This is a genomic window from Aeromonas sp. PS2Canimalfood6, from assembly GCF_048276795.1.
Taxonomy (GTDB): Bacteria; Pseudomonadota; Gammaproteobacteria; order Enterobacterales; family Aeromonadaceae; genus Aeromonas; species Aeromonas caviae.
This window is the reverse complement of record NZ_JBLUXC010000011.1, coordinates 64,397-81,086: the sequence shown is the minus strand read 5'-3', so window position 1 is coordinate 81,086 and position 16,690 is coordinate 64,397. Positions and strand designations below refer to the sequence as shown.

The 16,690-nt window shown below is 64.2% G+C and carries 18 protein-coding genes, 2 tRNA genes and 1 pseudogene; 8 read left to right on the top strand and 13 right to left on the bottom strand.

What is annotated here, in order from left to right; genetic code table 11:
• Positions 1–164: 164 nt before the first annotated feature.
• The 6 genes from ACNPAA_RS07140 to ACNPAA_RS07115 all read right to left on the bottom strand — a co-directional run bounded on the left by ACNPAA_RS07140 (position 165) and on the right by ACNPAA_RS07115 (position 4,259).
• A tRNA-Met gene (locus ACNPAA_RS07140) sits at positions 165–241 on the bottom strand.
• A gap of 96 nt (positions 242–337) precedes the next feature.
• Positions 338–414, bottom strand: a tRNA-Met gene (locus ACNPAA_RS07135).
• A 235-nt stretch (positions 415–649) separates the two neighbouring features.
• Positions 650–1,369, bottom strand: coding sequence for a hypothetical protein (locus tag ACNPAA_RS07130; RefSeq protein ID WP_010674858.1), 720 nt, complete (start codon positions 1,367–1,369; stop codon positions 650–652).
• A gap of 106 nt (positions 1,370–1,475) precedes the next feature.
• Positions 1,476–3,110 carry an ATP-dependent endonuclease gene (locus tag ACNPAA_RS07125; RefSeq protein WP_010674859.1) on the bottom strand — a complete coding sequence of 545 codons (1,635 nt, stop codon included), beginning with the start codon at positions 3,108–3,110 and terminating at the stop codon, positions 1,476–1,478.
• Between the two features lie 76 nt (positions 3,111–3,186).
• Positions 3,187–3,309: a hypothetical protein gene (locus ACNPAA_RS07120; protein ID WP_256094327.1), complete on the bottom strand. Its 123-nt coding sequence runs from the start codon at positions 3,307–3,309 to the stop codon at positions 3,187–3,189.
• Between the two features lie 62 nt (positions 3,310–3,371).
• Positions 3,372–4,259, bottom strand: coding sequence for a helix-turn-helix domain-containing protein (locus ACNPAA_RS07115; RefSeq protein WP_042016580.1), 888 nt, complete (start codon positions 4,257–4,259; stop codon positions 3,372–3,374).
• Between the two features lie 178 nt (positions 4,260–4,437).
• Here ACNPAA_RS07115 and ACNPAA_RS07110 point away from each other — a divergent pair, with 178 nt between their 5' ends.
• A complete protein-coding gene (locus ACNPAA_RS07110) occupies positions 4,438–5,355 on the top strand; it encodes a DMT family transporter (protein ID WP_041215090.1) in 918 nt (305 codons plus the stop codon).
• A 51-nt stretch (positions 5,356–5,406) separates the two neighbouring features.
• A complete protein-coding gene (locus tag ACNPAA_RS07105) occupies positions 5,407–6,339 on the top strand; it encodes a LysR family transcriptional regulator (protein ID WP_319912111.1) in 933 nt (310 codons plus the stop codon).
• 52 nt (positions 6,340–6,391) lie between these two features.
• On the opposite strand, the gene ACNPAA_RS07100 is transcribed toward ACNPAA_RS07105, so the two are convergent.
• From ACNPAA_RS07100 to ACNPAA_RS07085, 4 genes are all read right to left on the bottom strand, one after another.
• The gene (locus tag ACNPAA_RS07100; RefSeq protein ID WP_052814953.1) at positions 6,392–7,171 is read right to left on the bottom strand and encodes a TSUP family transporter; all 780 of its coding nucleotides are present in this window, start codon (positions 7,169–7,171) and stop codon (positions 6,392–6,394) included.
• Positions 7,172–7,421: 250 nt separating this feature from the next.
• Positions 7,422–8,171, bottom strand: a complete 750-nt coding sequence (locus ACNPAA_RS07095; RefSeq protein WP_052814952.1) for a tRNA-uridine aminocarboxypropyltransferase — start codon at positions 8,169–8,171, stop codon at positions 7,422–7,424.
• Between the two features lie 191 nt (positions 8,172–8,362).
• Complete coding sequence (locus tag ACNPAA_RS07090) at positions 8,363–9,352, bottom strand: D-alanine--D-alanine ligase (RefSeq protein WP_041215087.1); 990 nt, start codon at positions 9,350–9,352, stop codon at positions 8,363–8,365.
• A gap of 200 nt (positions 9,353–9,552) precedes the next feature.
• Positions 9,553–10,161: a 2OG-Fe(II) oxygenase gene (locus ACNPAA_RS07085; protein ID WP_041211488.1), complete on the bottom strand. Its 609-nt coding sequence runs from the start codon at positions 10,159–10,161 to the stop codon at positions 9,553–9,555.
• Between the two features lie 209 nt (positions 10,162–10,370).
• Between ACNPAA_RS07085 and ACNPAA_RS07080 the strand changes: the two genes are divergently transcribed.
• Together ACNPAA_RS07080 and ACNPAA_RS07075 are read left to right on the top strand one after the other, a co-directional pair.
• The gene (locus tag ACNPAA_RS07080; RefSeq protein ID WP_039038588.1) at positions 10,371–10,847 is read left to right on the top strand and encodes a glutathione peroxidase; all 477 of its coding nucleotides are present in this window, start codon (positions 10,371–10,373) and stop codon (positions 10,845–10,847) included.
• A 196-nt stretch (positions 10,848–11,043) separates the two neighbouring features.
• Complete coding sequence (locus ACNPAA_RS07075; RefSeq protein WP_010674869.1) at positions 11,044–12,432, top strand: DEAD/DEAH box helicase; 1,389 nt, start codon at positions 11,044–11,046, stop codon at positions 12,430–12,432.
• 70 nt (positions 12,433–12,502) lie between these two features.
• On the opposite strand, the gene ACNPAA_RS07070 is transcribed toward ACNPAA_RS07075, so the two are convergent.
• The 3 genes and pseudogenes from ACNPAA_RS07070 to ACNPAA_RS07060 form a co-directional block, all read right to left on the bottom strand.
• A complete protein-coding gene (locus ACNPAA_RS07070) occupies positions 12,503–12,940 on the bottom strand; it encodes an acetyltransferase (protein WP_010674870.1) in 438 nt (145 codons plus the stop codon).
• A gap of 36 nt (positions 12,941–12,976) precedes the next feature.
• Positions 12,977–13,461: pseudogene (locus ACNPAA_RS07065) on the bottom strand (GNAT family N-acetyltransferase).
• 116 nt (positions 13,462–13,577) lie between these two features.
• Positions 13,578–14,423 (bottom strand): DUF5718 family protein, encoded by an 846-nt coding sequence (locus ACNPAA_RS07060; RefSeq protein WP_103243065.1) that lies wholly within the window; start codon positions 14,421–14,423, stop codon positions 13,578–13,580.
• A 267-nt stretch (positions 14,424–14,690) separates the two neighbouring features.
• On the opposite strand from ACNPAA_RS07060, the gene ACNPAA_RS07055 reads away from it, so the two are divergent.
• The 4 genes from ACNPAA_RS07055 to ACNPAA_RS07040 all read left to right on the top strand — a co-directional run bounded on the left by ACNPAA_RS07055 (position 14,691) and on the right by ACNPAA_RS07040 (position 16,682).
• Positions 14,691–15,242: a class IV adenylate cyclase gene (locus tag ACNPAA_RS07055; protein ID WP_103243064.1), complete on the top strand. Its 552-nt coding sequence runs from the start codon at positions 14,691–14,693 to the stop codon at positions 15,240–15,242.
• A gap of 26 nt (positions 15,243–15,268) precedes the next feature.
• On the top strand, positions 15,269–15,661 hold the full coding sequence (locus ACNPAA_RS07050; RefSeq protein WP_103243063.1) for an NUDIX hydrolase: 393 nt from the start codon (positions 15,269–15,271) through the stop codon (positions 15,659–15,661).
• Between the two features lie 101 nt (positions 15,662–15,762).
• Complete coding sequence (locus ACNPAA_RS07045) at positions 15,763–16,269, top strand: GNAT family N-acetyltransferase (RefSeq protein ID WP_010674875.1); 507 nt, start codon at positions 15,763–15,765, stop codon at positions 16,267–16,269.
• 104 nt (positions 16,270–16,373) lie between these two features.
• A complete protein-coding gene (locus ACNPAA_RS07040; RefSeq protein ID WP_103243062.1) occupies positions 16,374–16,682 on the top strand; it encodes an antibiotic biosynthesis monooxygenase family protein in 309 nt (102 codons plus the stop codon).
• Positions 16,683–16,690: the final 8 nt, after the last annotated feature.

Below are 16,690 nucleotides of genomic sequence, written 5' to 3'. Positions count from 1 at the left end.
GGGCCGGATTTGAACCGACGACCTTCGGGTTATGAGCCCGACGAGCTACCGAGCTGCTCCACCCCGCGTCCGAATTGTATTGCCACCACAAAAAGCAGAGCAGTTGCTTCTTGCTGTCTTCGTCTCCACCACAGGCGCTAGCGCTTGCCATGGATACAAATAGTTGGTTGCGGGGGCCGGATTTGAACCGACGACCTTCGGGTTATGAGCCCGACGAGCTACCGAGCTGCTCCACCCCGCGTCCGAATTGTATTGCCACCACAAAAAGCAGAGCAGTTGCTTCTTGCTGTCTTCGACTCCACCGCAGCGCTATGCGCTTGCCATGGATACAAATAGTTGGTTGCGGGGGCCGGATTTGAACCGACGACCTTCGGGTTATGAGCCCGACGAGCTACCGAGCTGCTCCACCCCGCGTCCGAGGTCGCCCATAATAGGCGCCAACGCTGAGATTGCAAGTAAATATCCTAAAAAAAGTTTATTCGGGGATTAAACCGTCACATACTGCGCTCTTTTGCAACAAATCGCAGTTTTTTCAGGCAGCTAGCGATCTCTCGCCCCTCAGGCCCCTCCCCGCGCTCCCCCCGACTTGCCCCTCTTTGCCATAAAAAAAGCCCGCACAACAAGGTGCGGGCGGGAGGATGCGCCGGGATCAGGCCAGCTGGTGCAACACGCTGGTCGCCGCAATCTGGGCGATGATGAGGCCGCACAGGGTCACGGAGACCACCACGGGGGCCGTCTCCTGCTGACGGTAGATGGGGCTGAACCAGAGCAGCAGGGCTGCGACCAGCAGGCCGGCCTGGGTCACTACCCCGGGGATCAGCGGGTCGAGCCCTGCGCTGCTCCCCTGCCAACCCACCAGCACCGCCAGCCAGATAAGACTCAGGATGGCGGAGACCAGCCCCGCCAGGGGCAGCAGCAGATTGAAGGCTTGCAGGCGGTGGCGGGCACGTAGCAGCATCAGGTGGGCAAAGGCCGACCCCAGCAGCACCATCTGCAGCAGGCCGCCGAGCCAGCCCTGGATCTGCATCAGACCCAGCCCGTAGAGGGCGAGCGGCATGGCGGGCAACCATAGCAGGGTGGCGGGGATGGCGCGCTTGCCCTCCAGGCGAGACTGGACCAGGGAGAGCACGATACCGAGCACCAGGGCGGCCCCCCCGCTCCAGATGAGCCAGCCCGCAACCTTGGCCTCCACCGCCAGCATCAGGGAGAGCCCGGTGATCACCCAGACCGAGAAGAGCTGGGTAGTGATCCGCGAGCGCTGGCCCGGGCAGAGATCCCCGCGCCACAGGACGAGCCCCACAGCGATCAGGGCCCCCAGGGCCATCAGACCGGTCAGGGGAAAGAGCCAAAAAGGAAGTTGGACGAACATAGGGTCTCCGGCAGCAGTCCGGGTGCGGGTGCACCCATCACAGGGTAAGGAAGGACAAGAGGCAGGGAGTATATCCAAACTCCCTCCGTCTTCCCAACGTCGCCGGTCAGCTTTGTCCCCGGGCAAGGGCAACCACCCGGGCAAACATCTGCTTGAGCACAGGGGGAATGTGCTCGCTGCCGAGGCGCTCCGCCTCCTCCACCACCGCCAGGGCCATGCCTGGCTTGCTGCGATGGTGGATCGCCTTGGCGATGATGCGCCCGGCGTTGAGGGTGGAGCGCCCCCCGACCCCCGCCTCACGCCGGAACACCCCCTCGAACCCGTTCTGGTAGAGGTAGTGCTCTATGTCTGCCGCCGGCAACTGGGTCAGCCGATCCCGCTCGCGCTCCCCCTTGAGCAGGGAGCGGGCGGAGCTTGCATACTTGGCGCCCGCCTCGTCACCGTCGGTGAGCAGGTGCCACTCTATGCCAAAGTCCCGGGCCACCTTGATGAGGGGGGCCTGGCCGCACTGGGCGAACTCGATGATGCGCACCCCCTCCGCCCGCAGGCTGTAGCCGCAGATCTGGGCCAGCTCCGAGAGCAGCCAGATCTCGGTCTCCCCTTCCACCAGCAGCCAGCAGCGGGCAAACATCGACATGGGCCTGTTGATGCGCACATGGAAGGCAATCTTGCGCAGATCGTCGCTGCTGTAGCGCTCCCCTCCCAACTGATGGCAGAGGATGTCCTGCTGGCGGCGCACCAGACGGCGCACCTGATTGAGGGGCAAGGAGGAGAGCAGGTCCCCCGAGTTGGTGGTGAGCAGCTTCTGGCCGGGCAACTGCTCCAGCAGACCCCAGGCCAGGGCCAGCATGGTGGGATGCAGGCGACTCTCGGGGTCTTCCAGCATCAGTATGGGTCTGGCCCCCTCCTCCAGCTCCCGGTTGCCCCGGGCGTGGAGCAGCATGGCCGCCATGCCCGCCATGGCCAGTTGCAGCGCCCGGTTGTCCGCATTGCGCAGCAGCACCTGCAGGTTGCCGGGATTGCGCAGGGTCATGGGGCGATTGACGATATCCCGCTGGCTGCGAGGCTTGTGCTTGATGGGCGCCAGGGCGCTGAAGTAGTGCTCCATCAACTGCTGCACCGCCTGCAGCGCCTCCTTGAGTTCTGGCTCGCCGATGCGCTGGGGCTCATCGGTGAGCTTGCCGGCCAGCTCGTCCAGCCGCTGCTCGCACAGATCCCCCCAGGGCAGCCGCTCGATACCATCCCTGGCGGTACGGGCATCCCGCAGCCTGAACACCGGATTCATGGTGATGAGCAGACGCACCAGCGCCTCGTTGTTGTCGATGGTCAGGCTCTTGCCGATGCCGTCGAGAAAGTCGTGGGTGGTGAGCACGCTGCCATCGTCCTGCAACTCGGCACTGGCACGATAATGCACCCGGTGGAACTTGTCCTTGTGGGGGATCCAGGCCGCCCCGAGGCGGGCCAGACGGCGGGAGTGCTGGCACATCTGGGGACGATACTCGCTGAAGGTGAGCACCAGTTGCAGCGTGCGCGAGGGTTCGAGCTCGGGATCTTCGGGCCGGTGAAAATCATCCTGACCAAATTGATAGGGCTCGGCATCCCCCAGCAGGCACCAGAGGGCCCGCAGCAGGCTGGATTTGCCCCAGGCGTTTTCGCCGATGAGCACAGTGGTGTTGTCCAGCCCGAGGGAGAGGCGATTTATTCCGCGAAAACCTTTGACTTCAATGCGTTCCAGAAACATGCGGCCATATCCAGTCCATCCTGATGGCGCAATAGTGGCAAAGTTGCCGGAAAAATCCTATCGGGTTACGGCGTTTTCAGCGGGAACTGTGAGGAACGAGCGGTTCGGGCGGCGTCGGCTGGGTGGCGCGATAGAGGGGGGCATTCCAGTGGTTGAACCAGAGATGGCGAGTACGAGTCTGACGTTTGCGATGATTCAATGGGCATTCCTTTCAATGGACAAGAGACAGAGGGTACACCTCTTTTGCCCAGAGTCTCAGGGTTATCTGTGACAGGAGAATGACAACTGGGCTCGCCACTGGCCCGGGCTCAGGCCGAACGCCTCCCGAAAACGGTTACCAAAATGGGCCTGGGAGGAGAAGCCGCACTGGGCGGCGATGCTGGCCAGAGGCTCGCTTCCCGCCAGCAACTGCTTGGCCCGCTTGAGCCGCAGCCCGAGCAGGTAGCGGTGGGGCGGACAGCCCAGGCTCTGCCCGAACATACGGGCGAAGTGGTATTCGCTCAGACCCGCCTCCCGGGCGAGCTCTCCCAGGGTGACCGGCTCGGCCAGGTGAGCCTGCAGATACTCCTGCACCCGGCGCACCACGGCCGGGGCCAGGCCGCCGCGCACTTCCGGCAGCGCCGGGGCCTCGCGGGTGTGATGGCGATAGGCGTGCAGCATCAGCATCCAGGCACCATGGGAGAGCGCCATGCGATCGATGCCGTGCTGCCAGTCCAGCTTCATCAATTGCCCCTGCACCAGGGCCGCCGCCTGGGGATCGTCGATGAAGGTCTTGTCTTCCAGTTGCAGATGACGCCCCTCCTTGTCACACGCCTGCTCGGCGATGCGGGTGAAGTGGGCGGGGGTGAAGTAGAGGTGGAAGAAGCGAAACTCCTCGCGCACCAGCCACTCGGACCTGTGGTGATCCGGCATGATGCACACCTTGCCCGCACCGCCATGGCCACCGGGGCCGTCCAGCCGCTCGGTCTGCTCGCCCCCCTGCAGGTAGACGCTGATGGTGTGGTTGCCCGGCTTGTGGTAGCGGGTCTGATCGTAGCGGTTGCACCAGCTCGCCACCCCGAGCCCGGGCTCCAGCCAGCAGGAGTCCTCCAGTCTGGCACCGGTGCTCACCAGGGCATCAAAGACCCCCGCCTGTCTTGTCTGCTGCATGGCATGCTGCACGCTTGCGTCCCTCTCTGGCACTTGCCGCCCCTTTCCTGTCGCCATCTTATCGCGCCTCATGGTCAAAGGCTGCGCCTCCGTTGAAAAAACCGCAAGATGGTGCAAGCCGGCACCCCGCCTCACGGTTCATGCTGATCACATCATCTTCTCTTGATGGGATCACACCATGAATCTGATGCTCTATGTTTCCACCGTCCTCATCTGGGGCAGCACCTGGATTGCCATCGCCTGGCAGCTCGGCCCCATCCCCATCGAGGTCTCGGTGCTCTATCGTTTCGCCCTGGCAGCCCTGGCCCTGTTCGCCCTGCTCACGGTGAGCGGCAAGTTTCCACGACTGCCCTGGGCGGGCCAGCGTTATGCTGCCCTGCTCGGCGCGTTGCTCTTTTCCACCAACTTCCTCTGTTTCTACCACGCCACCCTCTATATCCCGAGCGGCCTGTCGGCGGTGATTTTCGCCAGCGCCAGCATCTTCAACGGCCTCAATCTCTGGCTGTTCGAGGGTAAACGACCGGGCCTGCGCTGGCTGCAAGGATCGTTGCTGGGGCTGCTTGGCACCCTGCTGCTCTTCTGGCCGGTGCTGGCGGATGCGCAACTGGGTGCAAACGGCTGGAAGGGCTTGCTCTTTGCCTGCGCCGGCACCCTCTGCTTCTCCCTGGGCAACCTGGTCTCCGCCCGGGGACAGCGCCAGGGCTATCACGTATTGCAGATGGTACCCTGGGGCATGGTCTACGGCGTGGCGCTGCTGCTGGGCTGGGTCACGGTACTCGGTCAGTCACTCACCCTGCCCACCGACCCGCGCTACCTCGCCGCCATGGTCTATCTGGCCATCTTCGGCTCCGTCATCGCCTTCACCGCCTACCTCACCCTGGTGGGGCGCATCGGTGCCAGCAAGGCGGCCTACGCCACCGTGCTCTTCCCCCTGGTGGCCCTCACCCTCTCCACCTTCTATGAAGGCTTTGTCTGGCAGACGGTCTCCATCGTCGGCGTGGTGGTGAGCCTCATCGGCAACCTGGTGATCTTCGCACCCCCCGTCAAGGCGTGGCGCTGGCCGCTATCAAGGGCCGCAAACGGTACTTGCCCCTGATGCCACCAGCCCCTAAGGTAACCGCGTCCAACACACGAGGAGGGAGGACGCATGTTACTGGAAGGGCTGGAGACACTCTGCCTGCTGGCAAGCGAAGGCACCATGGCCAAGGTTGCAAGCCGCCTCTATATCAGTCAGTCGGCGGTCAGCAAGCGCATCGCCCAACTGGAGCAGCGCCTTGGCAAGAAGCTCATCGAGCCGGATGGCCGTCATATCCGCCTCACTCCCCAGGCCCGTGAGCTGCTCGCCCGGGTAGCCCCGAGCCTCGCCGAAATGAAGGGGGTGCTGGCGGACAGCCAGACCCTCACGGATCAGACCCCTCTGTCCATCGCCTGCTCCGAAACCCTGCTGGCGGGCTACCTCGCCCGCTTCATGCACGCCTACCTTGAACGGGATCCCCACATTGCCCTCTCTACCCACCACACCCCGGTCATTCTGGCCCGGGTGCGCGGCGGGGATGCCCTGCTCGGGATCTGCGCCGGTCGCCTGCCGCCGGGCCATGGGCTGTGTGCCGAACGGCTGCTGGAGGAGCCCTTCTATCTGGTGGGGGACGCTCTGGATGAGGCGGCGCAGCCGGATCACCAGAGCGCCTTGCAAGAAACTGTGACCAGCAAGCAACTGACTGAAGGCGACGTGAGTCAGGGGATGCAGGGCAAGGTGCGCAAGATCCTGACCATGGATCTGGAGAACCCCTCCAACCGCTATCTGCGCGAGCCCCTGGCCGCCCTCGGGCTTATCCCCGCCATGGAGCTCGATTCCTACCTGGCGCTGATCGAGCTGGCCAAGGCAGGCATTGGCCCCGTGCTCCTGCCCGCCGGCCTGCTGGCGCTGGTGGGTGAGCAGGGGACACAGGCACGCCCCCTGCCGGGACTGGGCCGCCCGCTCCACCTGGTCTATCGGCCAAACAGCCTCAAGCGCGATCGCATTGCCCGCCTGGTGCAAGCGCTGCAAGCCCATTTCCGGCAACTGACGGCACAGGGCTGAAACGCAAGAGGGCCCGATCTGCGATCGGGCCCTCGTCATGGGGGGTACCGGCTCAGCCCAGCCAGGCAAAAAGCTCGGGGTACTGGCTCCACACCAGCTTGGCGGACATCACCAGGGAGACGGTCACCAGCAGCGGCTTGATGAGCTTCACCCCTTTCTTGAGTACCAGCTTGGAGCCCATGCGCGCCCCGATGAACTGCCCCAGCGCCATGCACAGCCCCACGCTCCACACCACCTTGCCCCCCAGGGTGAAGAAGAGCAGGGAAGCGATGTTGGAGGTGAAGTTGAGCAGCTTGGTGTGGGCGGTGGCCCGCGCCATGCCAAAGCCCGCCAGGGCCACGAAACCGATGGCAAAAAACGACCCTGTGCCCGGCCCGAAGAAGCCGTCATAAAAGCCCACGCCCCCGCCCACCAGCAGGGCGAACGCCATGGGAGTGAGGCGACGCTGGCTCTCCGCATCGCTCACCCTGGGGGAGAAGTAGAAGTAGCAGGCAAACGCCATCAGCAGGAAGGGGAGCAGTCGCCCCAGGATCGCGGCATCGATGGTCTGCACCGCCAGAGTGCCGATGGCCGCCCCGATGAAGGTGCAGATGACCGCCGGCCAGATGATGGCCCACTCAAGGAGCCCCTTGCGGGCATAAAACCAGGTGGCGGAGAAGGAACCGAAACTGCTCTGCAACTTGTTGGTGCCAAGCACCAGAGCCGGCGGCATGCCGGTGGCCAGCAGGGCCGGCACCGTCAAGAGCCCCCCGCCCCCGGCGATGGCATCGATAAAGCCGGCGATGAGGGCCACCCCGAACAGGGCGACCAGGGTGAGCAGTTCCAGTTCCATCCATAGACCTCGTGTGATTGGCGGCGCCCGGCATGGCCTGGAGCCTGAAGGAGTCAACAGGTCGCTATCCTAGCGAGGGCAGGCTCATGAAGCCAACGAAACAATGGCAGCCAACTGATTCCTTATTTTCATCAATCAGCATGCGAGAGGGCCTGCGCCTTGATAACCGCCAGCCCCTGTAGCAGGGGCGCTTCATCCTCGCCGGGCGCACGGCTTACCCGGCCAGCCATGTAGCGGCTGCTGATGAGGATTAATCCAGAGCGCGGCTCTGGCCCTTGATGGCCTCCAGCCCCTCCAGCAGGGGCGCTTCATCCGCACCGGGCGCACGGCTTACCCGGCCAGCCATGTAGCGGCTGCTGAAGAGATTGAACCAGAGCTGCAGCGCCTGTCCCGCCCGCAGCTCCCCGGCCACTTCCAGCACGCAGGCGGCCACCTCGGCAGTGCACAGGTGCTCGTCGCTGTGGGCGACGCGCATGCCGTAGGTAGAGAGCGCATCCGGCTTGATGGCGAGCACCGGGAAACCGTCCAGATAGGGACTCTTGTTGAACATCTTGCGCGCCTCGGGCCAGGTGCCGTCCAGCAGGATGAACAGCGGCTTCTTGCCGGGGGCCAAAACCACCTCGCCGGTCAGGCGGTCGGGCGCTTTCTCGCAGGCGGGAAAGACTACGTAGGGCTGCCAGGCGGGATCCGCCAGCAGGGCCAGCAGCTCGGGATGGGGTTCGGTACGCGACCAGAGAAAGGCCCAGGTGGAGTCCGGCAGCACGTCGGCGATGAGGCGCCCGGTGTTGGAGGGCTTCATGGGCTCGCTGTCATACATCATGAGGCAGAAACCGGCCTCGGCCTTGAGCGCCGGGCGCCAGTCGCAGGCACACCAGTCGTGGCGCAGCTGGCAGGCATCGCAGCGTGGCACGCTGCCGCCACGGGCAAGAAAGGGTCGGGACGAGACGCTCTTGCGCCAGATGCGCAGGCGGTTGACGGCGTGATCGGGGATGGGCTTCATGGAACGCGGCTCTGACGGTGCCTGTGGCGGGACAAAAGGGGGCTGATTGTAACGGCGCGCCCTCCTGGCGGCAAGGCTTGCCAGGCGGCGCCCTGCCCCCTTCCCTCCCCGCGTTCTGCCCGCCTCGCCCCCATGAAAAAAGGGGCCCTGAGGCCCCTACTCACCATCCGTTGCAACCGGGTCTGGCGACGTCAGACCGCCTTTCGCAGGATCTGCTCCAGATAGTGCGCGAAGCTGTGGCCGTGGTGCTCCAGCAGTTTCGGGAACATGGAGATGGAGGTCATGCCCGGGAAGGTGTTGATCTCGTTGAGCAAAATCTCCCCCTCTTCGGTCAGGAAGAAGTCGATGCGCGACAGGTGGGTCAGCTTGAGCTGACGGAACGCCTTGAGCGCGTACTCGTGAATGGCGTCAGCCTGCGCCTGAGTCAGCCCCTCGGCCTTGAGCGCGGTCTCGGTGTGACTGGCGCTGCTGTACTTCTCTTCATAGGTGTAGAACTTGTCCTGGGGTACGCAGATCTCCCCCGGATAGGTGGCCACCAGCTCGTCACCATACTGGTAGACCGCCACTTCCAGCTCGCGGGGCTTGACCGCTTTTTCGATCAATACCTGCTCGGAGTAACCGAAGGCATCGGCAATGCCCTTCACCAGGTCTGCCTCGTTGCTGGCGGAGTAGCAACCCACGGAAGAGCCCTGGGAGGCCGCCTTGATGAAGACCTTGCCCCACTTGGCCAGCGCCGCTTTCGCCTCGGTCAGGCTCGCCTCGCCTTGCTCGGTCAGGAACAGGTAGGGGGTATTGGGGATGCCGATGGCGGTGAGCCACAGCTTGGTGGTGATCTTGTTGAAGCACACCTTGCTCGCCTCGGCGTCACAACCCAGATAAGGCAGGCCGGCCAGCTCGAGGAAGGATTGCAGATCGCCGGTCTCACCGGGATAGCCGTGGATGCAGGGCACCACGTAGTCCACCGGACGGGCCACGCTGTCGAACGAGAGCAGCTTGTCCAGCCCCAGCTTGCACTCGCGACCGTCGGCGGAGAGCCAGCGGTCGGCAAACATCTCGACCCGGGTCACTTCGATACCGGGCAGGAGCCCGAGCTGTTTTTCGAGGAAATTGGCGCTGCGCAGCGAGACTTCGTGCTCGGAGCCGCCACCGCCGCACAGCAGCAAGACATGCATGTTCTTCATTAGATGTGATCCCTTGGGAGAAGCGGCTTCGTCATCACCATGTCAAACCCAACCGCATGAAAACCGGACGAAGCCAGAAACGAACATAAGTGCGGGCAGTGTAGCAAGGGAGGGGAAGCCTTGTCAGCCGATGGGGCGCACCTCCCCCTGCCCGGGCAGATAAAAGTCTCTTCCTGTGTCAGAAACAGGATGAAATGCGCTCAGCGGGGGGGATCGACCCGCCCGGCGCCATTGCCGTTGACCCGAAACCAGCCGGCAATGCTGTAGCGCTCCCGGCTTGCGGGCAGCACCTCGTGGGGAAACTCTTCAGACAGGAAGAGCACCAGCCGCCCGCCCCGGGGGGAGACATCCATCAGAAACTGCTCGCTGTCGTCATAGACCCGCAATATTCCCCCCGCCTCTGGCTGCCAGTCGTTGTTCAGGTAGAACACCGAGGTGAGCCGGCGGTTGGATCGCCCGGCGAAGGCGTCGCGATGGGTGGCGTAGAAGTCCCCCTGACGGTAGCGGGCAAAGTGGGCCTCGTAGTCGAACAGCCCCAGCATCAGGCTGCGATTGGCGGCCAGACGCAGGGACTCCATCCGGGCCAGATAGTCGGCCACCGGCGCGCCGAGGGAGGCGTCGAGCCAGTGGATCTGATCCCGACGGATATCGCGGTTGTCCTGATGCAGGGTCTCGCGCCCGATCCCCGCCGGTCGCCACTCGTCCGGCAGGCAAGCCTTGAGGGCATCCACCTCGGCGGCGGTTAAAAAATCATCCACTATCACCCAACCCCGGGTGTAGATGGCATCCATGACGGCTTGATAGTCCAAGATAGGCTCGCAGCGAGGGGAGAGAGTGCGCTTTGTAGCGACTTCGGACCATCGGCACAAACCGGATTGCTTCTCTTGAGAAGTCCCGCCATCAATAGGAGTCTGGGGGGGCACAGACGCCCTCCCCCTTGCTCCCCGGCCCTCGGCCCGTTAACGTGCAAGGATTGTCCCCCGGGCGCCTTGTCGCCCCTCTTGCATCAGGAGAAACCATGCCCCTGCCCCTCATCCCCCTGCAACGACTCGATGGCACGGCCTGGTCCACCGCCGATCTGCAGGGCCGTGTCGTGCTGGTGGTCAACGTGGCAAGCCGCTGCGGTTTTACCCCCCAATACACCGGGCTTGAGGCCCTCTATCGCCAGTTCGGCCCCCAAGGCTTCGAGATCCTGGGCTTTCCCTGCGATCAGTTTGGCCATCAGGAGCCGGGCGATGCCGAGGAGATCGCCCGCTTCTGCTCTCTCGACTACCCTGTCAGCTTCCCCCTGATGGCCAAATGCGAGGTCAACGGCGCCGGGGCCCACCCCCTCTATCGCTGGCTCAAGGAACAAAAGCCCGGACTCCTTGGCAGCGAGGCCATCAAGTGGAACTTCACCAAGTTCCTGATTGACCGTGAAGGCCGAGTGGTGGACCGCTTCGCCCCCCAGACCAGACCGGAGGATCTGGTGCAGGCCATCGAGGGACTGCTCTGACGGGCGTGCGCCGCTCGCGACACGGCTGCTGCGCGTACGCCTCGCATCTGCTATATTACGCGCCCACTGTTCTCTTGTACGGTCGCTTTGCCGGGCTCAGGCCCAGCCTCGATGGCGACCCACCCTATTTTCCATGTCGTGACGGACCAAGGCTGCCGTCACCCGTTGAGCCCAAGGCTCGGAGTGTCCCTCGAACATGTCATTCAATGAACTGGGTCTGTCACCGCACATCCTGCGGGCCGTCAAGGAGCTGGGTTACGAACAACCCACCCCCATCCAGCAGCAAGCCATTCCCGCCATCCTGGCCGGGCAGGACGTGCTGGGCGGCGCCCAGACAGGCACGGGCAAGACGGCCGGTTTCACCCTGCCCATGCTTCATCGACTGCTGGCCAACCACGGCCGTGGCGGTCGTCGCCAGGTGCGAGCCCTGGTGCTGACCCCGACCCGGGAGCTGGCCGCCCAGGTGGGCGAGAGCATCATCAAATATGCCCACCACCTGCCGTTTCGTACCCTGATCGCCTATGGCGGCGTCAGCATCAAGCCGAACCTGGACGCCATCAAGCTCGGGGTCGACATCCTGGTCGCCACCCCGGGCCGCCTGCTGGATCTGCTGACCCAGGGCGCCCTGACCCTGAGCGCCCTCGAGGTGCTGGTGCTGGATGAAGCGGACAGAATGCTCGACATGGGGTTCATCACCGACATTCGCCGCATCATGAAGGCCCTGCCGGAGGAGCGTCAGACCCTGCTCTTCTCCGCCACCTTCTCCAATGACATCAAGGCGCTGGCGGACGATCTGCTCAAGGATCCCACCCTCATCGAGGTGGATCCCAGCAACACCGCCGCCGAGCAGGTAAGCCAGCGCATCATCCAGGTCGATCGGGAACGCCGCCGGGAGATGCTCTCCCACATGATTGGCCGTGGCAACTGGCAGCGGGTGCTGGTGTTCGTGCGCACCAAGCAGATTGCCGACAGGCTCGCCCAGCAGATGCAGAAAGATGGCCTGGATACGGTCGCCATCCACGGTGACAAGAGCCAGGGGGCCCGCAACCGGGCGCTGGCGGATTTTCGTGAAGGCAAGGTGCGGGTGCTGGTTGCCACCGATATCGCCGCACGGGGTCTGGACATCGATCAGCTGCCCCACGTGATCAACTTCGAGCTGCCCCAGATGGCGGAGGATTACATCCACCGCATCGGCCGCACCGGCCGTGCCGGGCGCGGCGGCGAGGCCATCTCCCTGGTGAGCCAGGACGAGCTGGGTCAGCTCAAGGAGATCGAGGCGCTGATCGGCCAATCCCTGACCGTGGAGATCCTGGAAGGGTACGAGCCGAGCGGCAAGCCGAGCCGCCAGACCCTGCCGGGCAGCAAGCCGGTGCAAAACCCGCCCCGCGCCCGTGGCCATGCCAACGCCAAGGGCAAACCCGCCGCCGGGAAAGGCAAGGGGGATGGCGCCAAGAAGCCGGCCCAGCCTGCGCAAAACAAGTCCCGCAAGCGGGAAGTGGTGGGCGAGGACATCGGTTTCGCCCCCATGCGCCGCCTGCCCAAGGCCCAGCGGGGCGACTATCAGGACAACTCCAACGAGGAGTGAGGCGGCGCGAGCACTGCGTCCTGAACAACAATAAACCGCCCGAGGGCGGTTTTTTTATGCTCTGGCGCCCTTAACCGGCGGCCAAGGCCATGTGCAGCAGGGGATAGGGCTTGCCCTGGCCATCCAGGGGGGAGCGCCCCGTCACCTCGAAGCCCAGGTGCTGGTAGAAGCCGACAGCCTGGGCATTCTGTTCGTTGACGTCCACGCGAGTCGCCCCCAGACAACGGATGGCGTGGTCCACCAGCTGGCGGCCGACCCCGCCCCCTCTCGCCTCGGGAGCGATGAACAGCATCTCGATATTGCCCTCAGCCACCCCGATAAAACCGACGATCACGCCATCCTGCCTGGCGCAATAAAGGCGCACGGCATCGAAATAGTGTTCGAGGATGAGAGGCTTGAGGGTGGCGATGTCTTCCTCTTGCAGGAAGTGATGGGTAGCGCGTACCGAGGCCTCCCAGAGAGCGATCAGGGCCGGGTAATCCTCGGTTTGTGCTGGTTCTATCTTCATGAATTGTTGGCTCAATTTATGGCAAAAGCGCCGATGCTAAGCCTTGGGGCCGAACCTCGTCAAGGTGCAGCCCTGGGCCTCTGCCTGCTTGATGACAAACCCCTTCTCGATGCCCGCCTTGAAGCCCAGCTTCTCATAGAGGCGATGGGCTTCATCGCGCCCTTCCCCCGAGAGCAGCATCACCTTGTAGCCATCCAGCCCCCAGGCCAGGGAGAGCGCCTGTTCAAGCACCTTCTGGCTCAGCCCCTGGCGTCGGAACGCAGAGGCCGTTACCACGTGCTCTATGATGCCAAAGGGCCTGCCGCCGTTGCTCAGGGTCGGGATCACCCCGAGCTGGCAGGTGGCGGCGAGCTCACCGCCCACCTTCGCCACGATGATCCGCACCTCGGGCCTGGCCAGCAGGCTCGCGAGCGTCTCCCTCGCCATGGAAAGCGGCATCACGGGATCCCGTGGTCTGAGCTCGGCGTAAAGGCTGAGCAAGCCGCCAGATCCTGCTCCCTGCACTCTCTGATCACCACCATGGCAACCTACCTGATCTGCCACTCCTCTTTCGGCTGATCATGCATGACGCCAGCATGGAGTGTGCGCAGGCATAAAGAGAAAGAAGATGCCTCCCCAGGTTGGGAAGGCATCGCGATCAACGGGTCTTGACCGCCTGGAGCAGGACAGAGACGTCGGCGCCAACGCGGCGGGTCGCGATGGCTTCGCGAATGTCGCGCTCGCTGTAGCGACTGGCGGGGTAGACCACCACGCAGGCAGTGTCACCGGGAGCGAGGAAGTGGGTCTCGCCAAAGGGGGTGTAGCGGGTGGCGCCAATGCTGATGAGTGCATGGGCCGGGCGCCCCGCCTGGGCCAGCAGCCCCTGGATATGCTCGGCCGGGCCTTCGTCCTGCTGATGGTTGAACTTGTCGATGGCCCACGCCAGCAACTGACCGTGGAAGTAGCTGTAGTCCACCGCCGCGCTGTCGATCCCGTAGGGGTGCAGCTCGCCGCCGCGCTCCAGGTAGCAGGCGATGCGGTAGTCATCGAGCTCGCATCCTGCGGCAAAGTGGGTCAGGGGCAGCAGGTTCGCGGCCAGCCCCTTGCTCTCTTCACCCCAGTTCTTCTTCTCGCTGATCTTGTTGGCATTGGGGCGACGGATGGAGCAGTCGTTGTAGGCGCCAAACGCCTTGGGATGGATGGCCACCACCTGCTCCCCCGCGTACTCCAGCTCGCACCACAGTGCCACCTCGGGTTCAATCTGCACCTTCTCGTCCCCGCTCACCGCCGCCTCCGGCAGGAAGATGGCCTCGCCGCTCAGGGGAAAGACCCCGAGCTGGCCGGGATGGTTCGGCACATAGAAGGGGAACAGCGCCTTGGGGGCGACCTTGTCGTCAACCTTGACGGCGACGAAGTCCGCCGCCTCCCCTGCCTGTTCCAGGTGACCGGCGAAGTTGCCCGCCACGCCCAGTCCGATAAAGGGGGTCTGTGAGGTGATCTGCATCTGTGGCTCCACTGGCGCGGCCGGGGCCGCCGCCTCGTTGTCGTTGTTCAGGGCGGAAATACCGCCAAAGAGGGAGCTTATTAGAGCACAGCCCCCGTACGGCGCCCAGCCACCGGGCCACAAGCTGTGCACCAGGGCGGATTTTCCCTCACCATCTGGTCATAAAGTCGGCAGTCAATACGAAGCTGTGATCCCGATGCTTGGGAGAGCCCGGCACTTTTGCTAGGCTGACCTATTCATTTGCCGTTCGGGAGCCGTCGCAAGGCCATGACCACCCACTTTCAGGGGCGCTTCGAGGTGGAGTTCAAATACCGCCTGACGGACAGCGCCGCCTTTGTACATACCCTCACGGCCCTCGGCCCCGAGGTGATGGTGGCGGACAATCATGAGCAGGACTGCTACTTCGACACGGCAGATGGCGCCCTGGCCCGGGCAGAGAAGAGCCTGAGCATCCGCACCATGGCCCCCAGCGGCATCCGGCTCTGGATAGTCAAAGGACCCGGACCCGATCGCTGCGAGGCGGTCAACATCACCGATGCGGACAAGGCGGCCAGCATGGTGCGCACCCTGGGCTACCAGCCGGTGCTGACCATCGACAAGCGGCGCAGCATCTATTTTCTGGGGGCCTTCCACGTCACGGTGGATCACCTGGCAGGCGTCGGTGATTTTGCCGAGCTCGCCATCATGACTGACGACGAGACCGCCCTGCCCGCCTACCGCGCGCAGTTGCTGGCGCTGGCTAGCCGGCTGGGACTGGCGCCCGAGATGCGGGAAACCCGCTCCTATCGCACCCTGTGCGAGCAGCGAGTCCCCCTTTGACAAGCGGCAACAAGAGGAATCTGCCCATGATCGACAAACTCGCCTGGCTGACCTTCAAGAAGGGACAACTGCTGTGCGCCCGCTCCCACGGCAAGGACATCTACTACATTCCGGGGGGCAAGCGCGAGCCGGGCGAGAGCGACGAGGCGGCCCTCGTTCGTGAAATCGAGGAAGAGCTCGCGGTCACCCTGAAACCCGACACCCTGACGTTCGCCTGCGAGTTCAGCGCCCAGGCGGACGGCAAGCCGCAAGGGGTGAATGTCAATCTGCGTTGCTACACGGGGGACGCCGACGGCACGCCCGTCGCCTCGGCGGAGATCGCCGAGCTGCGCTGGCTGGACAGCCGCCACCTGGCCGAGGTCTCCCCCGTCTCCCGCCTGCTGTTCCAGTGGCTGGCAGCGCAGGGACTGATCCATTAAGAGACGGCGCACCTGACCGGATGACGATGGCACCGGCAGGAGAGTCCGCGCCCGAGACATTAATCCCCCACGTGGGCCAAGAGAGAAGATGAGGACATTCAATGGAGATCCTTGAGGTCGAGAGTACCAGAGGCATCAAACCGGCGCTGATCGCCCTGCTGCAAGATTGCGTGGCCAGCGGTGCCTCGGTGGGCTTTCTGCCTCCCCTGCAGGAAGAGCAGGGGCTGGCGTACTGGCAAGGCATCGAAGGGGAGCTGGCGGATGGAGTGCGCAAGCTCTGGGTGGCGTTTGATCAGCACCATCTGGTGGGCGCCCTGCAGCTCTCCCTGTGCACCAAGGCCAACGGGGGCCACAGGGCCGAAGTGGAAAAGCTGATGGTCCACAGCCAAGCCCGTGGCAAGGGGGTGGGCCGAGCCCTGATGAACGCCATGGAGCAAGGGGCCCGGGACGCCAGGCGTACCTTGCTGGTGCTGGATACCCGGGTCGGCGACGTGGCCTCCAGCCTCTATCGCCAGCTCGGCTATCAGGAGGCCGGCCAGATCCCGGACTTCGCCCGCAATGGGGACGGCACCCTGGCCGCCACCCAGTTCTTCTACAAGCAGCTCTGAGGCAGACGGCTTGGCAAGATCGGACAGCGTGCCGGTCTTGCCCCCTCCAAGGCTCGGCGCACATAGGTTTTTGGTTCAATCAGACTCATCGGCAAGGAGCCATCATGATATTGGAAGTCGCCCATCTGCAGATCATTCCCGGCAAGGCCACTGACTTCGAGCAGGCCTTCGCCCAGGCCCAGCACATCATCAGCGCCATGCCCGGCTACCTGGGCCACCAGTTGCAGCGTGCCCTGGACGATCCCCATCACTACCTGCTGCTGGTGCAGTGGGAACGGCTGGAAGATCACACCCGGGGGTTCAGGGGCTCCCCCCAGTACCAAGAGTGGAAGGCCCTGCTGCACCACTTCTACGACCCCTTCCCCAGGGTCGAACATTTTCAGGATGCAACACCGATCAGCGCCGCAAGCTGAACCTTGAT

Coding starts and splice junctions, on each gene's coding strand:
- ACNPAA_RS07105 (WP_319912111.1), top strand. CDS start 5,407: ATGTTACTGGAAGGGCTGGAGACACTCTGCCTGCTGGCAAGCGAAGGC.
- ACNPAA_RS07090 (WP_041215087.1), bottom strand. CDS start 9,352: ATGAAGAACATGCATGTCTTGCTGCTGTGCGGCGGTGGCGGCTCCGAG.
- ACNPAA_RS07130 (WP_010674858.1), bottom strand. CDS start 1,369: ATGTTCGTCCAACTTCCTTTTTGGCTCTTTCCCCTGACCGGTCTGATG.
- ACNPAA_RS07115 (WP_042016580.1), bottom strand. CDS start 4,259: ATGCAGCAGACAAGACAGGCGGGGGTCTTTGATGCCCTGGTGAGCACC.
- ACNPAA_RS07095 (WP_052814952.1), bottom strand. CDS start 8,171: ATGAAGCCCATCCCCGATCACGCCGTCAACCGCCTGCGCATCTGGCGC.
- ACNPAA_RS07045 (WP_010674875.1), top strand. CDS start 15,763: ATGGAGATCCTTGAGGTCGAGAGTACCAGAGGCATCAAACCGGCGCTG.
- ACNPAA_RS07080 (WP_039038588.1), top strand. CDS start 10,371: ATGCCCCTGCCCCTCATCCCCCTGCAACGACTCGATGGCACGGCCTGG.
- ACNPAA_RS07060 (WP_103243065.1), bottom strand. CDS start 14,423: ATGCAGATCACCTCACAGACCCCCTTTATCGGACTGGGCGTGGCGGGC.
- ACNPAA_RS07055 (WP_103243064.1), top strand. CDS start 14,691: ATGACCACCCACTTTCAGGGGCGCTTCGAGGTGGAGTTCAAATACCGC.
- ACNPAA_RS07100 (WP_052814953.1), bottom strand. CDS start 7,171: ATGGAACTGGAACTGCTCACCCTGGTCGCCCTGTTCGGGGTGGCCCTC.
- ACNPAA_RS07110 (WP_041215090.1), top strand. CDS start 4,438: ATGAATCTGATGCTCTATGTTTCCACCGTCCTCATCTGGGGCAGCACC.
- ACNPAA_RS07050 (WP_103243063.1), top strand. CDS start 15,269: ATGATCGACAAACTCGCCTGGCTGACCTTCAAGAAGGGACAACTGCTG.
- ACNPAA_RS07125 (WP_010674859.1), bottom strand. CDS start 3,110: ATGTTTCTGGAACGCATTGAAGTCAAAGGTTTTCGCGGAATAAATCGC.
- ACNPAA_RS07040 (WP_103243062.1), top strand. CDS start 16,374: ATGATATTGGAAGTCGCCCATCTGCAGATCATTCCCGGCAAGGCCACT.
- ACNPAA_RS07070 (WP_010674870.1), bottom strand. CDS start 12,940: ATGAAGATAGAACCAGCACAAACCGAGGATTACCCGGCCCTGATCGCT.
- ACNPAA_RS07075 (WP_010674869.1), top strand. CDS start 11,044: ATGTCATTCAATGAACTGGGTCTGTCACCGCACATCCTGCGGGCCGTC.